Origin of the sequence: uncultured Bradyrhizobium sp. (assembly GCF_947648125.1) — a bacterium.
Classification (GTDB): Bacteria; Pseudomonadota; Alphaproteobacteria; order Rhizobiales; family Xanthobacteraceae; genus Bradyrhizobium.
Map to the genome: position 1 here is coordinate 390,940 of NZ_CANSMR010000003.1, position 14,644 is coordinate 405,583.

A 14,644-nucleotide genomic window follows, 5' to 3' on the forward strand; every position below is an offset into this window, starting at 1 on the left:
CCGCCCATCGCCGAGGGTTAGGTCCGGAGCGCCGGTCTTACTTCCCGGTTCCGGCGCCCGCCAACCTGCTGCCGTCGCCAGAGCAGATCAGCAAACAGCCATCCCTGACGCCTTGTCGAACAAATGCGTTCGCTCGAGATCGAGCGCGACGTCAATGACATGATCCGGCTCCGCGGCGACGCCGACCGGCATTTGCGCCGTGAACGCAAAGCCGGCGACCGTCCCGATCACGAGCGTGTGCGGCCCCAGCGGCTCGACGTCCTTCACAAGCAACCGGACGGAAGAGCCCGCCGGCGCGCCTTGCCGCAACACATGATCGGGCCGCACGCCGAGCACCACGGTCTTGCCGACGCTGCCTGCATACGCCGCCTCACGGGACTTCGGAATGCGCAACGCCGTGCCGGATGGCGCGGTGAAGGTGAGCGCGCCGTCGCGGGCTATGATCTCGCCATCGATGAAGTTCATGCTGGGCGCGCCCATGAAACCCGCGACGAACAGATTGCTGGGTTTCTCGTAGATCGTGATCGGATCGGCCGCCTGCTCGATCCGGCCTCTATTCATCACCACGACGCGATCGGCCATGGTCATGGCTTCGACCTGATCGTGCGTGACATAGACGATCGTCTTGGCGAGACGGCGATGCAGCGCCTTGATCTCGGTCCGCATCTCGATGCGGAGCTTGGCGTCGAGATTTGACAACGGCTCGTCGAACAGAAACACGTCCGGGCTGCGCACGATGGCACGGCCGATCGCCACGCGCTGGCGCTGCCCGCCGGAAAGCTGCTTGGGCCGGCGTTGCAGGTACTGTTCGAGGTCGAGCACGCGCGCCACGTCATTGACGGCCTTCTCGATGTTGGCACGCGATTCGCCGCGCACTTTCATGCCGTAGCCGATGTTCTCGCCGACCGTCATGTGCGGATAGAGCGCGTAGTTCTGAAACACCATCGCGCAATTGCGGAGGCCAGGGCGCAACTGCGTGACGTCGCGGTTGCCGATGCGGATGGTTCCGCTGGTGACGGCCTCAAGTCCCGCGATCATGCGCAATGTCGTGGTCTTGCCGCAGCCGGACGGGCCAACCAGCACGACAAATTCCTCGTCGGCCACGTTGAGGTCGAGCCCTTCGATGATCTTGTAGGGCCCATATGCCTTGCCGACGTTCTCGATCTCGACGTGCGCCATGGAATCCTTTTCCGTCCTTTCGTCGACGGTTAGTCAGCCCCCGGATGACGCTCGCGCATCATCCGGGAGGTCTCACTGGAAAGCTAGTTCTTGGGCGGGAGGCCCATCGCCGCGCGATAGGCGGCAAGCTGCTTGGCCCGGCCGAATTCGTCGGTCAGGCGATTCCACTCCTTCGCCATCGCGTCGAGCGCCGCCTGCGGCGTGGTCTGGCCGGCCAGCGCCTTGCCGAGCTCGATCTCCACCACCTCGGTATAGGAGAAATAGCCGGGCAGACGCATGTCGAGCGCGACGTTCTTGGCGTTGATGGAGTCCGATTGCGCGCCGAGATATTCCTTGGCCTCTTCCGGCGAGAAGATCTTGCTCCACAGTTGCAGATTGGCGGTGTGCGATTTGCGATAGGGATTGACGCCGCTGCCGCCGGTGATGGCCGCCTGGCCTGACACCTCCGGGCTCGTCAGCGTCTTGACGAAGTCCCACGCCGCCTGCTGGTTCTTGCCGGCCTTCGGCACCGCGATCTGCCAGCCGCCGAATGCCATGAACGGGCCCGGAAGCACGCTCGGGAATTTATCCCACTTCTTGGTCTTGGCGTTCCAGATCTCGTCCGAACCGGGCAGCATCGCCGAGCCGACCTTGCCCGAGATCTTCGACTGCTTCGGATCGGCCGCGATGACACCGGTGTCACCCCAGCCGATCGATTCCGCCACCTGGCCGCCGGCCACCGCAGCGTTCACCTCGCCGAACGAGAAGTTCAGCGCGTTGGGCGGCCCGAGCTTCGACGCGCGGATGTATTCCTCGAGCCCCTTGACCCAGCCCGGGTTGTTGATCTGCGCGTCCATCGTCTCGGGGTCGAAGAACATCGCACCTGGATAGTTCGGATTGTTCGCGTAGGCCGCCGCATGGCTGAAGAAGAACCAGAACTGCTGACCGCCGCGACGGAAAGCTTCCGCCGTTCCCCACAGACCCTTGTCGGGCCGCTGGAAGAACTCCGCAATGTCGAGGTACTGCTTCCAGGTCTTCGGCGGCGCGAGGTCGTAGCCGTACTTGGCCTTGAAGGCGTCCTTCTCCTTGGGATCGCTGAACAGGTCGGTGCGATACGTATAGGTGTGGACGTCGCCGTCCATCGATTGCGAGTAGATCTTGCCTTCCCACACCATCAGGCGTTCGCGATAGGCCGGCTCGATATCGTCCCAATCCTTGCCGGACTGCATCTCCTTCGGCATCTCGCTGAGATAGGGGACGAAATCCGGCAGCCAGGCCGGCGCAAAGCTGACGAGATCGAACGTCGCGTCCGACGCCGTGAGCGATGTCGCGATCTTCGGATAGAGCTCGGACCAGGGAAACTCGACGACATTGACCTTGCCGCAGGTCTTCTTGGCCCATTCGTCCGCGCCGAGCTTGAGCGCGGACGCGATATACGGTCCGGTCTGCGACGCCACCGTCAGGGTGACGCCGGTGTAATCCGGGCTACAGGCAGCATTCGCCTGGCTCGCGGCACAGGCCATCGCGAGCGAGGTGGTCAGCATCAGGAACGTCCGTCGCAACATCGTCTAGTCCTCCCTACACAGTTTTTGCTATTTGATGGCCCCGAGCAGCAGGCCCGACCGCATCATCCGGCTGAGCAGGCCCGCCATGATCATCATGGGAACGATGGCGACGAGCGCCGCCGCCGATATCGCCCACCATTCATCGCCGCGCTGGCTGTTCTGTCCCGCCACCAGGATCGGCAGCGTCTGCCATCTGGAATTGGTCAGGAACAGCGCGAACAGAAACTCATTCCAGACGAAGGCCAGCGTGATCATGAATGTCGCCAGCAGCCCGTTCATCGACATCGGCACCACGATGCCGAAGAAGATGCGCCAGCTCGGCACGTTGTCGACCATCGCCGCTTCTTCGACCTCGATCGGCACCGCCTCGAAGAAGTCGCGCATCAGCCAGACGACGATCGGCAGCGAGAAGGCGACGTAGCACAGCGTCAGGCCGACGAAGCTGTCGATGAGCTGGAAACCCAGCCGGCCGATCTCGCTGTAGAGCAGATAAAGTGCGAAGGCCGTGACGATCGGCGGGAACATGCGCTGGCTGACGAACCAGAACAGGATGTCCTCATTGCCGAGGATCGGTCCGGGCAACGGCAGGCGATTGGCGGCGACAGCAGCGATCAGCGCGATCGGAAACGCGAGCAACAGGGCCTGCGGGCGGGTCAATCCGAACGTCGCGTTGAAGAGCAGATAGCCGCCGAGCGCGAGCAGGAAGAATACGAGGCCCGCGCCAAGGCGCACCCTGAACTCGAACCGCACGAGCGCGTAGGCCGCCATTGCGCCGATCGCGGTGGCGATGGCCGCGGCCGACAGGCCGACGATGGTCGAATTCAGGAACGTGCGGAAGAACTCGCCGCGGATTCCCTGATAGAGATCGATGAAGGGCTGCAAGGTCGGCGTGAAGTCGATGAACGGCAGATAGGTCGGCCCGCCGACCACGCCCGGCGGCGTCTTGAACGCCGTCACGACCACCCAATAAAGCGGAAACACCGTGATCAGACACCAGGCGAGGACGGCGGCCGCAACCATGCGGCGGCTCCATGGCGACAGTCCCGTCAAGCCCTGCCCGCTCATCGGCGCTTCTCCAGATGAGGCCGCAGCAGCGCTAGATAGGTGACGCCGATGATCGTGATCGCGATCAGGAACAGGAAGCTGAGCGCCGATGTGTAGCCGAGATTGAACTTCTTGAAACCCTCCTGATAGGCGAACAGCGTCAGCGTCTCGGTGTCCACGCCCGGCCCGCCGCCCGTCATCACGAACACCGTGTCCATGATCTTGTAGCTTTCGATCAGGCGGATGAACACGATCGCGGCCGAGATCGGCAGCAGCATCGGAAAGGTGATGCCCCAGAACTGCTGCCAGGCGCTGGCATTCTCGAGCTCGGCGGCCTCGTAGACGTCTTCGGGCAGCGTTTGCAGGCCGGCCAGCATCATCAGGATGACAAACGGGGTCCACTGCCAGACCTCGACCGCGATGATGCAGGCGAGCGCCCAATGTCCATTGGTGAGGAACGGCAGGTTGACCAGGCCGAACTTCGACAGGAATTGGTTGAGCGGCCCCATGGTCGGGTTGAACATCATGCGCGCGACCAGTGCGACTGCGACCGGCGCGAGCAGCATCGGCAGCAGCAGGGCCACACGAAACAGCCGCTCGCCCGGCACCCGCGCGTTCAGCGCCAGCGCGACACCGAACCCAATCGCGTATTGCAGCCCGACGGCGATGAAGGCAATCAGCGTCGTGGTGAAGATCGCGTTCCAGAACCGCGGCTCCTGCAACAGCGTGACATAGTTGCCGAGCCAGACCACCCGCGGCGGGATCGGCGGGATCAGGCGATAGCTCAGGAAGCTCGTGGTGAGCGAATAGATCAGCGGAAAGATCGAGATCGCCAGCACGACGAGCACCGCCGGCCAGATGAAGACATGCTTGATCGGATCATTCCGCATCATCGCGCGTTCATCCCTTCAGCAGCGCGTCGATCTCCGCGCGCCGCGGCATCGCGGGCGCGGTACCTGGTCGCGTCACCGAGATTCCGGCCGTGGCCGAGCCGAACCGCGCAGCCTCGAGCGGATCGGCTCCGTCCGCGAGCGCCGCCGCGAAGCCGCCGACGAAGGCGTCGCCCGCGCCGGTGGTCTCGACCACCTTGCCGGCGGCGAAGGGCGGCACGTGCAGCGAGCGATCCCGCGCGTGAAATAAGGCGCCGCGCTCGCCGAGCGTAATCAGCGCCGTTCCGGCGCCTTTCTCCAGCAACGCATCGCCGGCGCGGCGGGCGCCGGCGAGATCGCCGACCGCAATGCCGGTCAACCCTTCGGCCTCGGTCTCGTTGGGAACGACATAGTCGCAGAGCGCAAACAGGCCAGCGTCGAACTTGATGGCCGGCGCGGGATTGAACACCGTGATGCTGCCGGCGGCGCGCGCGATCTCGAGCCCGCGCCGCGCCGCATCCACCGGCTGCTCGAGCTGCGTCACGAACACGCGGCTGTCGCGAATGGCGTCCGCCACCGCGTCGACATCGGCCGGGCCGATCCCGCCCGCTGCGCCCGGCACCACGATGATCGCGTTATCGCCGCGCGTCTCGTGGACATAGATGAACGCAGCTCCGGTCGGCGCTTCCGCCGTCCTGGCCACGCGCGGCCGGATTCCCTCGGCCTCCCAGGTCTTGATCGCAAGCTCGCCGAAGGCGTCGCTGCCGATCCGGGAGATGAAGCTCACGCTGGCGCCGGCCCGCGCGGCCGCGACCGCCTGGTTGGATCCCTTGCCGCCGGGCCCCATCGCGAATCCCGAACCGGCGATCGTCTCGCCGATCGCCGGCATATTGCCGGCGCGGAACGCCAGGTCGACGACGAAGACGCCGAGGACGGCGACGCCATTCTTGCTCATGTCATCACTCCCCGTCGGGCGCGATCACGCCCTTGCTGAACAGGAAGCAGCCATAGAAGCGCAGCTCGCCGGTCGCGATCACGCAATAGGCCGTCTTGGCCTTCTCGTAGAACGCATGGCGCTCGACACCCACGAGCGGCCAGGATCGTCCCTCAGCGCGATCGATCGCGGCCTGCACCTCGCGCTGCACGGGCGGCACTTCCTGAGGCTGGCCGACAATCTCCATGCGGATCGCGGCATCGTCGACGAATGTATCGAGCGGCATCACCGAGAGAACGGCTTCGAGGGCCTTGGCGGCACTCACATTGTCGATGCGCAGCAATCGGCCAAGCGCGCTCTGGCGCGCGATCGAGTCGGCCGGAAAATTGGTATCGCACACCACCAGGCGATCGCCGTGCCCCATCGCCCGCAGGGCGTAGAGCACGTCGGCATTGAGCAGTGGATCGATGCCCTTGAGCATGTTGCGTCCCTCCCTTGTCTTCAAGCTCGCCGGACTCTGACGGTCCGGACCCCGATCGATATCACCGCAAGGTGACGTCCCTAGTCGCCATACGGAATCCAGATGTTCTTCACCTGCACCGCATGGCGGAGCAGGATCGGGCCCTCGCTCGCCGCCTTGTCGTACCAGTCGAGCGTGAGGCCATGATCGACCAGCGTGCGCTTGAGATTGCCGATCGAGTGCCGTTCGGCCGTCATTGAAGCGTCCTGCGACCCGAACGCCCAGAGCGCGTCGACGTCGTCGTGCTCGGCAAGAACCTTGACCAGATCGTTGCCGTCACCAGTGACGATGTTGACCACGCCGCCCGGCACATCCGAGGTCTCGAGCACCTGGTAGAAGTCGGTTGCGGCGAGCGGATGCCGTTCGCTCGGCACCGCGACGACCCGGTTGCCCATCGCCACCAACGGCGCCACGAGACTGATGAAAGCGAGCAGCGGTGCCTCGTCGGGACAGGCGACACCAACCACGCCGATCGGCTCGTGCATCGCGAGCGCCACACCGCGCAGCGGCGGCGCATGGATTGTCCCCTCGAATTTGTCCGCCCAGGCGCCATAGCTGAACAGCCGCTCGATGCTCGCATCGACTTCCATGCGCGCCTTTGCTGCCGAAACACCGGTCATGTCGGCAATGCGCCGGACGAACTCGTCGCCGCGCGCGGAGAGATTCTCGGCAAGGTAATAGAGGATCTGGCCGCGATTATGCGCCGTCGCGCGCGCCCAGCCCTCGGCGGAGCGCGCCGCGGCGACCGCATTGCGGATATCCTTGCGATTGCCCTCGCCGGCCTCGCCGAGGCGCCGGCCCTTCGGCGAGAGCACCGCGCGCGAATAATTGCCGTCCGGACGGACCTGCTTGCCGCCGACGAACAGTTTTGCCGTTCGATCGATCGGCGGCACGTCGAAGCCGGCGCTGGCGCCGGACGTCGCCGGCAGCGGCGATGCCTTAGCCCGCGCCTTGCGCCCGCTCCAGGCCTTCGGCTTGAGATACTCATACATGCCTTCACGGCCGCCCTCGCGGCCGAAGCCGGACTCGCGATAGCCGCCGAAGCCGACGCTGGCGTCGAACAGATTGGTCGCGTTGACCCAGACCACGCCGGCCAAGAGTTTCGGCGCGATGTCGAGCGCCAGCCCGATCGTCTCGCTCCACACGCTGGCGGCAAGGCCGTAGCGCGTGTTGTTGGCGAGCATCACAGCCTCGTCAGGCGTGCGGAACGTCATTGCCACCAGGACAGGGCCGAAGATCTCTTCGGTCGCAACCGTCGACGACGGATGCACGTTCCAGAGCAGGGTCGGCGGATAGAAGCAACCCTCCGTCGGCATCGCGCCGGACGCCTGATATTTCTCGGCGCCTTCCTTCACCCCGGTCTCGACCAGCGCCTTGATCCGCTCGAGCTGCACCGGCGCGACCACCGCGCCCATGTCGATCGCCTTGTCGAGCGGCATGCCGACGCGCAGCGTCTCCATGCGGCGGATCAGGCGCCTGCGGAAGGTCTCCGCAATCCCCTCCTGCAGCAGCAGCCGCGAGCCGGCGCAGCAGACCTGGCCCTGGTTGAACCAGATCGCATCGACCACGCCTTCCACCGCGCCATCAAGATCGGCATCGTCGAACACGATGAACGGCGATTTGCCGCCGAGCTCCAGCGTGAGCGACTTGCTGGTGCCTGCAGTCGTCTGGCGGATCTGCCGCCCGACCTCGGTCGACCCGGTGAAGGCGATCTTGTCGACGCCGGGACTTTCGACCAGCATCGCGCCGGTGGCACCATCGCCGGTCACAACGTTCAGCGCGCCCGGCGGCAGCCCGGCCTCGGCCGACAGTTCGGCGAACAACAGCGCCGTGAGCGAGGTGAACTCCGCCGGCTTCAGCACCACCGTGTTGCCCGCGGCGAGCGCCGGCGCGATCTTCCAGGCCAGCATCAGCAACGGGAAATTCCACGGAATGATCTGGCCGATCACGCCGATCGGCACCTGATCGGCGAACTCCCGGTCCTGCAACTGCGCCCAGCCGGCGTGATAGAGGAAATGACGGGCGGCGAGCGGCACGTCGAGATCGCGGGTTTCCCGGATCGGCTTGCCGTTGTCGATCGCCTCCAGCACGGCGAACAGTCGGGCGTGACGCTGCAGCATGCGCGCCAGTGCGTAGAGATGACGCGCGCGGCCATGACCGCCGAGCTTGGCCCACGCAACCTGTGCGGTGCGCGCGGCGTTGACCGCAGCCTCGACATCGGCTGCGGTGCCCTTCGCAATGCGCGCCAGCGTCTTGCCAGTGGCGGGCTCGGACGTCGTGAGATGCTTCCCCGCATGCGGCGAGACGAACTTGCCGGCGATGAAATGCCCGAACGTGGCGCCATGCCGCGCCAGCCAGGCGCGCACCTCGCCATCCGCCTCGGGCGCGGGGCCATACTCCATGGTCTCGAAATAGCTTGCGACGCTCATCGCTGGAGTCTCATCCCACGGGGTGGCGGTTGAAAGCCGAGTAGTGGCCGGTCACGTGATGCTCGAGCTGGCGCTCGATGTCGGCGAGCAGGCTGGAGGCGCCGATGCGGAACAGATCCGGCTCGAGCCAGTCGCGTCCCAGCTCCTCTTTCATCAGGAACTGGTAGTTGAGCACGTCCTTTGCCGTCGAAATTCCACCGGCCGGCTTGAAGCCGATCTTGTAGCCGGTGCGCTCCTGATAGAGGCGAATCATCCGCAGCATCGCCAGCGTCACCGGCAGGGTCGCGTTGACGCCTTCCTTGCCGGTGGAGGTCTTGATGAAGTCGGCACCGGCCATCATGCAAACCATCGATGCTTTGGCGACATTGCGCAGCGTCTTGAGATCACCCGTGGCCAGGATCGTCTTCAGATGCGCGTTGTCGGAGACGGCACGGAAATCCCGGACCTCGGCGTAGAGCGCCCGCCAATCGCAGGTCAGCACATGCTCGCGCGTGATGACGATGTCGATCTCCTGCGCGCCGTCCCGGACCGACGCCTCGATCTCCTTCAGCTTCAGTTCATGCGGCACGAGGCCTGCGGGAAACCCGGTCGAGACCGCGGCGACCGGGATGCCGGATCCATCGAGCGCTTCGACAGCCGCGCCGACGAACCGATGGTAGACACAGACCGCTCCGGTATGCAGGGCGCGCCCGGCAAAGCCGAGTTTCTCCAGAAGATCGTTGCGCACGGGCGCCTTGGCCTTGGCGCAGAGGCGCTTGACCCGCTCGGTCGTATCGTCGCCGTTGAGCGTCGTCAGATCGATGCAGGTGACTGCCTTGAGAAGCCACGCAGCCTGCGCGTCCTTCTTGACGGTTCGCCGGCCCGGCAGGCTCGCAACCCGCCGTTCGGCGGCCGACAGGTTGATCCTGATGTCGTCGACCCAGTCCATCTCGAGCGCACGGCCGCTGTTGCGCGGCAACGGATGCGCAAGCTCGCCGCCCGGGGAAGGCGATTGCACGGCCAACGGGGACGGATTCTGGATGAAGACGCTCTGCGTCATGGCGGCGCCGTGCGGTCCTAGCGAATCGACGAGGTGGCCAGATAGATTGGATGTGCCGATCGCAACATGTGATCCTCCCCTGACCTTGCCGCCGGGTTTGCCGCCTGCCGAGGACAACATCGTCTCGACACCGGATCAGCCCGCCGGATTGGATGTTATTATTGTAACAAATCGACGTTGATAAACTCACAACATTGTAAGATCATTGTCAATCGGATAAGCAAGCTCGGCGATCAAAATGGCTGAAACCCCCACCGCACGACCAAGCGAGACACGCGTCCAGCGCCTGCAGAGGCTGCGCCGCGCCGTCGAATCGAGTGGCGCGCTGCATCTGAAGGACGCCGCCGAGCTCCTCAAGGTTTCCGAAATGACGGTGCGGCGCGACCTTGCTGGTCCGGAGGCCGCCCTCGCCTTGCTCGGCGGCTACGTCGTCAATGCGGCGTCGCCGACCGGCATCAAGTACACGTTCGAGCAGGAGATCGACCAGCACACCCAGGACAAGCGCCTCGCCTGTCGGGCTGCCGCCGCCTCCATCAAGGAAGGCGATACCATCTTCATCGACTGCGGCACCACGATGCAGTCGCTCGCGGACTGCCTGCCCGAGGATCTGCCGCTCTCGGTGATCTGCTATTCGATGAACGTGGCGTCGATCGTGACGCATCGGCCCGGCACGCAGGTGATGGTGATGGGCGGGCTCTATCATCCCTCGTCGCAATCGTTCGCGTCGGATGACGGCCTGTCCTATCTGCGGCGGCTCGGGATCAACAAGGCCTTCATTTCCGCCGGCGGCGTGCACTGGACTCGCGGCGCGAGCTGCTCGAATTTTCACGAGGTCGCCGTCAAGCAGGCCGTCATCGAGACCGCGATGGAAAGCATCCTGGTGATCGACGCGAGCAAGCTCGGCAGTCTCAAATCGGCATTCTTCTCCGATATCGGCGCGTTCTCGCGGATCATCGTCGGCGGCGCGGCGTCATCGGATATGCGCAAGCACTTCCGCAGCCTTCCCGTCGAATACGTGACCAGCACGACCTAGAGCCTATTCCGTTCCGATTACATCGGAACGGGGCTCTGGATTCTGGTTCTGACGCGTTTTCTTCACACGAACCGGTGCCCACTTCGCTTGAAAACGCGCTGACCCGGGCGGGGGCTGGCGCGCCCGGGTCAGCTTCGTCCACGATGCGCGGGCTCGCGAACCGCGCATCGCAGGCCAAAGTTCAGTTGCAGGCAGGCTTCGCCTTATTGCAGGCGTCGGTCAGTTCCGGCGGCGGCTCCTTCTTGAACACCGTCTTGTAGGACTCCAGCACGTTCGACTGCGTCACCGGCAGCGACTGCACGCCGATCCAGCCGGGCGTTTCCTTGCCGAGCAGCGCATTCATCATGGCCATCGCTTCCGCGACGCCCTGATCATAGGGGCGCTGCGAGCCGGTCGCCTTCAAGGGACCGCCCTTGGCGATCTCGATCGCCGATTGCAAGCCGAGATCGACGGTCGTGACCGGAATGTCGATGCTCTGCGCGCGCATCGAGCTCAGCGTATCGAGCGCCGGCTGATCCCACACCGCGAACAGACCCTTGATATCCGGATTGCCGGTGAGGAAGTCACCTGCGATCTGCGACACCTTCGGCGGATCGGTGAAGTCGACCTGCTTCATCTTGATGTCGGGACGGTTCTTTTGCATCCACTCGCGGACGCCCTTGGTGCGCTCGTTGGTGCTGAAATAGTCGACGCCGAAATTGACGAGGCCGATGGTGCCGCCTTGCGGCATGCAGGAGGCCAGGATCTGGGCTGCGATCTGGCCATTGCCCTGGCTGTCAGCCGAGATCATCGAGGCATATTCCTCCGGATGCTTAAGGCCGGTCGGAATGCTGTCCATCAGCACCAGCTTGATGCCGGCCTTGGCGATCTTCTTGTAGGTCGGCGCGGTCGCGGTGAAATCGACCGGGATCGAGATGATGCCGTCCGGGTGCTGCTGGATGGTGTTCTCGATATCGGCGATCTGCTTATCGACCTGATATTCGGCGGAGGCGACGCCGGTCACCGTCACGCCATACTTCTTCAGCGTGTCGGTGATGCCCTGGATCTGAAGCTGCGCCCAGTCGAGGTTGACGGTCTGCATGGAGATACCGACCTTGAAGTGCTTCTCCTTGATCTTGGAGGCGTCGGCGTCCGACAGCGCGAGCACCTCGGGCGAAGCGGCCTTCTCGCCATGCGGCCCCTGACCGACGATCGATTTCGGTCCAAGCGTCGCGAGATCGACGCCCTTGACGCAGCTTGCCGGCACTTCGGCGCGGGCCGATGGGGCAATCGAAATGGCCATCGCCGCGATCAGCGCGGTCAGCGGCAGGGTTTGTCGCAAGATTGGCTTCATTGTTTCCTCCCTTTATGTGGTCGCCGATTGACCGGAGGCCGGCGACCTTGCCCCTACAATTTTCCGGATCGTGCTCTAGCGTTTCGTGAAAGCGACCGCGGCCACGATGATCGCTCCCTTGATGACGAGCTGCATCGGCGAGCTGACGCCGAGCAGCACGAGGCCGTTGTTGAGCGTGCCGATGATGAGGCTGCCGAACAGTGTCCCCAGGATGTAGCCGCGCCCGCCGAACAGGCTGCAGCCACCGAGGATCACGGCGGCGATGACGTCGAGCTCCATTCCCTGCACGACGTCGGGCCGCGCGGCATGCGAGCGCGCGGACAGCACCAGCGCGGCAAGCCCGGCCAGCGCGCCGGTCAGCACAAAGGCCGCGGTCGTCACCCATTTCGTGTTGATGCCGGAATAGAGCGCCGCGGTCGGATTGCCGCCGACCGCATAGATGCGACGGCCGAACACGTTGTAGTGTAGCAGCAGGATGCCGACGATCATCGCCACCAGCGTCCAGGCGATCGGAACGGGGATGCCCAGGAACGTGCCTTCGCCAAAGATCGCAAAGTAGGTCTCGTTGGTGATGATGACCGGCTTGGTGTTGGTCACCATCATCGCCAGTCCCCGCGCCATGCTCAGCGACCCAAGCGTCACCAGGAAAGACGGGATCGAGAGCTGCGTGGTCAGGATGCCGTTGAGCAGCCCGACCAGCGCGCCGGTGCCGAGACCGGCAACGGCGCCGACGATCCAGCTGTTGTTGATCTGGCTCATGGCGAGCGCCGCGGCCATGCCCGACAGCGCCAATGTCGATGCGACCGACAGATCGATCTGACGTGCGATGATCACGAAGGTCATGCCGACCGCGATGATCGACACCAGCGTCGTCTGCCGTCCGATGTTCAGGAAATTGTCGACCGACAGGAACCAGGGCGAGGACAGGCTGAACACGACCAGCAACACCACGAAGGCGATGTACAGCATGTAGGGCCGCTCGCCGCGCAGCAGATTCTGCAAGAGCTTGCGACGACGATCGATTCGGGTCGACGCGGCGACGACATTGGGCGCAGTCAGTTCGGTCATGCGGGCAGCTCTTGCAATAGGCCTTGTCCGGATGCCTGGTACATCTGCAGAAGATGATGGAGCTCTTCGGCATCATCGATCTCCCCGCGCGCAAGCGTTCGCGCCACGCGTCCATCGACGATCACGGAGATGCGGTCGCAGAGCTCGATCAGTTCGACGAGATCCGATGAGACGATCAGGACGCCGCTGCCGTCGCGGGCGGCATTGCGGATCACGCCGTAGATTTCCTCGCGTGCGCCGACGTCGACGCCGACAGTCGGCTCGTCCAGCAGCAGCACACGCGGCCGCGGATCATTCCATTTTCCGAACACGACCTTCTGCTGGTTGCCGCCGGACAGTGTCCTGACCAGGCTGGAAGCGCCTTGCGCTTTCACCGAGAGTCGCGCGACCGCAGCGTCCGCGCGCCGAGCGGCGGCGCGCTGCTGCATGAAACCCCAGCGCGAGAAATGCGGAATCCGCGGCAGGGTGATGTTGCGTTCGATCGAATGGTCGAGCACCAAACCCTGTACGTGCCGATCCTCCGGCACCAGCGCGACGCCCTGATCGATTGCGTCCGCCGCGCGCTTCGGCAGCCACGGCCGGCCCTCGATTTCGAGCGCGCCGCTCTCGGCCGGCCGAAGCCCGAAGATCGTCTCCAGAATCTCCGTGCGTCCGCTGCCGATCAATCCGGCAAGGCCGTGGATCTCCCCCTTCATCACGGACAAGTCGACGGCCGACAGCCGGTCGTTCGACACACCCGACAGGGACAGAACCGGCGACGAATCGAACGAACGCGCTGCCGCGGGCGCGGCGCGCGATGCTGCCGGCGCCAATCGATCGGTGCCGATGATGGCGTTCACCAGCCGCTTCATGTCGGTCTCGGCGGTGACGAACGTGCCGGCGTTGGCGCCATCGCGCAGCACCGTGACACGCTGCGAAATCTCGAACACCTCGTTGAGCCGATGCGTCACATAGATCACGCCGACGCCGCGGCGCGTCGCCTTGCCGATCGCGTCGAACAGGATGCAAACCTCATCCGACGTCAGCGATGATGTCGGCTCATCAAGGATCAAGAGCCGCACCTCGCCCATCAACGCCTTGGCGATCTCGGTCATCTGGCGATAGGCGAACGGCAGCGAACCGACCGTCGCTTTGGTATCCAGGGGAATGCCGAGCTCACCCAGGAACGCTTCGGCCCTGGCCATCAGTTCGCGCTTCCGGACGAAGCCGAACCGCGCGCGCGGCTCGCGCCCGAGCAACAGATTGTCGGCGACGCTCAGCGATTCGACGAGGCTGAGGTCCTGATAGACGACGGCAATCCCCGCCTCGCGCGATCTTGCCGGGCTGTCGAACGTCGCCGGTCTGCCGGCGATCTCGATCGTGCCGCTGTCGGCGGCATGAACGCCGCTGAGGATCTTGATCAGCGTGGATTTTCCGGCGCCGTTCTCGCCCAGCAGCGCATGCACCTCGCCGGAGACGACCTCGAGGTTGACGTCGCGCAGCGCGCGCACGCCGCCAAAGCGCTTGTTGATGCCACCGACCGTCAAAAGCGACGCCGACGGCTGAGGCTCTGCCGCGATCGAACCGGACAATTCCATTTTCCTCCCATCGCCGCGCGGAACGCTGATGCGATGATGACATCTTGTTATTTTTGCAACTTATTGTGTTATAAT

The 14,644-nt window shown here is 64.6% G+C and carries 12 protein-coding genes; 1 reads left to right on the forward strand and 11 read right to left on the reverse strand.

Translation table 11 applies throughout. The features are described from left to right. Nucleotides 1-87: 87 nt before the first annotated feature. The 8 genes from ugpC to deoC all read right to left on the reverse strand — a co-directional run bounded on the left by ugpC (nt 88) and on the right by deoC (nt 9,558). Nucleotides 88-1,179: a sn-glycerol-3-phosphate ABC transporter ATP-binding protein UgpC gene (gene ugpC, locus Q0030_RS08795; protein ID WP_298365477.1), complete on the reverse strand. Its 1,092-nt coding sequence runs from the start codon at nt 1,177-1,179 to the stop codon at nt 88-90. An 83-nt stretch (nt 1,180-1,262) separates the two neighbouring features. Beyond that, the gene (locus tag Q0030_RS08800) at nt 1,263-2,702 is read right to left on the reverse strand and encodes an extracellular solute-binding protein (RefSeq protein ID WP_312000884.1); all 1,440 of its coding nucleotides are present in this window, start codon (nt 2,700-2,702) and stop codon (nt 1,263-1,265) included. Nucleotides 2,703-2,750: 48 nt separating this feature from the next. Next, on the reverse strand, nt 2,751-3,743 hold the full coding sequence (locus tag Q0030_RS08805) for a carbohydrate ABC transporter permease (protein ID WP_363323435.1): 993 nt from the start codon (nt 3,741-3,743) through the stop codon (nt 2,751-2,753). A 41-nt stretch (nt 3,744-3,784) separates the two neighbouring features. Further along, nucleotides 3,785-4,660, reverse strand: coding sequence for a sugar ABC transporter permease (locus Q0030_RS08810; protein WP_298365488.1), 876 nt, complete (start codon nt 4,658-4,660; stop codon nt 3,785-3,787). A 7-nt stretch (nt 4,661-4,667) separates the two neighbouring features. Further along, nucleotides 4,668-5,591, reverse strand: coding sequence for a ribokinase (locus Q0030_RS08815; RefSeq protein ID WP_298365490.1), 924 nt, complete (start codon nt 5,589-5,591; stop codon nt 4,668-4,670). 4 nt (nt 5,592-5,595) lie between these two features. Next, the gene (locus Q0030_RS08820; protein WP_298365492.1) at nt 5,596-6,051 is read right to left on the reverse strand and encodes an RbsD/FucU family protein; all 456 of its coding nucleotides are present in this window, start codon (nt 6,049-6,051) and stop codon (nt 5,596-5,598) included. 80 nt (nt 6,052-6,131) lie between these two features. Beyond that, nucleotides 6,132-8,519, reverse strand: a complete 2,388-nt coding sequence (locus Q0030_RS08825; RefSeq protein WP_298365494.1) for an aldehyde dehydrogenase family protein — start codon at nt 8,517-8,519, stop codon at nt 6,132-6,134. A gap of 10 nt (nt 8,520-8,529) precedes the next feature. Next, nucleotides 8,530-9,558 carry a deoxyribose-phosphate aldolase gene (gene deoC / locus Q0030_RS08830; protein ID WP_298365496.1) on the reverse strand — a complete coding sequence of 343 codons (1,029 nt, stop codon included), beginning with the start codon at nt 9,556-9,558 and terminating at the stop codon, nt 8,530-8,532. 238 nt (nt 9,559-9,796) lie between these two features. Here deoC and Q0030_RS08835 point away from each other — a divergent pair, with 238 nt between their 5' ends. Further along, nucleotides 9,797-10,591 carry a DeoR/GlpR family DNA-binding transcription regulator gene (locus tag Q0030_RS08835; protein WP_298365498.1) on the forward strand — a complete coding sequence of 265 codons (795 nt, stop codon included), beginning with the start codon at nt 9,797-9,799 and terminating at the stop codon, nt 10,589-10,591. 181 nt (nt 10,592-10,772) lie between these two features. Here Q0030_RS08835 and Q0030_RS08840 read toward each other — a convergent pair whose 3' ends face one another. The 3 genes from Q0030_RS08840 to Q0030_RS08850 form a co-directional block, all read right to left on the reverse strand. Continuing rightward, nucleotides 10,773-11,924 carry a substrate-binding domain-containing protein gene (locus tag Q0030_RS08840; RefSeq protein WP_298365500.1) on the reverse strand — a complete coding sequence of 384 codons (1,152 nt, stop codon included), beginning with the start codon at nt 11,922-11,924 and terminating at the stop codon, nt 10,773-10,775. A 75-nt stretch (nt 11,925-11,999) separates the two neighbouring features. Then, nucleotides 12,000-12,992, reverse strand: a complete 993-nt coding sequence (locus tag Q0030_RS08845; RefSeq protein WP_298365502.1) for an ABC transporter permease — start codon at nt 12,990-12,992, stop codon at nt 12,000-12,002. After that, a complete protein-coding gene (locus Q0030_RS08850; protein ID WP_298365504.1) occupies nt 12,989-14,563 on the reverse strand; it encodes a sugar ABC transporter ATP-binding protein in 1,575 nt (524 codons plus the stop codon). Before Q0030_RS08850 ends, Q0030_RS08845 begins: the two co-directional genes overlap by 4 nt. Nucleotides 14,564-14,644 lie beyond the last annotated feature (81 nt).

Bases quoted from the DNA above. Each gene is read 5' to 3' on its own strand.
- ugpC (WP_298365477.1), bottom strand. From the start codon at position 1,179: ATGGCGCACGTCGAGATCGAGAACGTCGGCAAGGCATATGGGCCCTAC.
- Q0030_RS08800 (WP_312000884.1), bottom strand. From the start codon at position 2,702: ATGCTGACCACCTCGCTCGCGATGGCCTGTGCCGCGAGCCAGGCGAAT.
- Q0030_RS08805 (WP_363323435.1), bottom strand. From the start codon at position 3,743: ATGGTTGCGGCCGCCGTCCTCGCCTGGTGTCTGATCACGGTGTTTCCG.
- Q0030_RS08810 (WP_298365488.1), bottom strand. From the start codon at position 4,660: ATGATGCGGAATGATCCGATCAAGCATGTCTTCATCTGGCCGGCGGTG.
- Q0030_RS08815 (WP_298365490.1), bottom strand. From the start codon at position 5,591: ATGAGCAAGAATGGCGTCGCCGTCCTCGGCGTCTTCGTCGTCGACCTG.
- Q0030_RS08820 (WP_298365492.1), bottom strand. From the start codon at position 6,051: ATGCTCAAGGGCATCGATCCACTGCTCAATGCCGACGTGCTCTACGCC.
- Q0030_RS08825 (WP_298365494.1), bottom strand. From the start codon at position 8,519: ATGAGCGTCGCAAGCTATTTCGAGACCATGGAGTATGGCCCCGCGCCC.
- deoC (WP_298365496.1), bottom strand. From the start codon at position 9,558: ATGACGCAGAGCGTCTTCATCCAGAATCCGTCCCCGTTGGCCGTGCAA.
- Q0030_RS08835 (WP_298365498.1), top strand. From the start codon at position 9,797: ATGGCTGAAACCCCCACCGCACGACCAAGCGAGACACGCGTCCAGCGC.
- Q0030_RS08840 (WP_298365500.1), bottom strand. From the start codon at position 11,924: ATGAAGCCAATCTTGCGACAAACCCTGCCGCTGACCGCGCTGATCGCG.
- Q0030_RS08845 (WP_298365502.1), bottom strand. From the start codon at position 12,992: ATGACCGAACTGACTGCGCCCAATGTCGTCGCCGCGTCGACCCGAATC.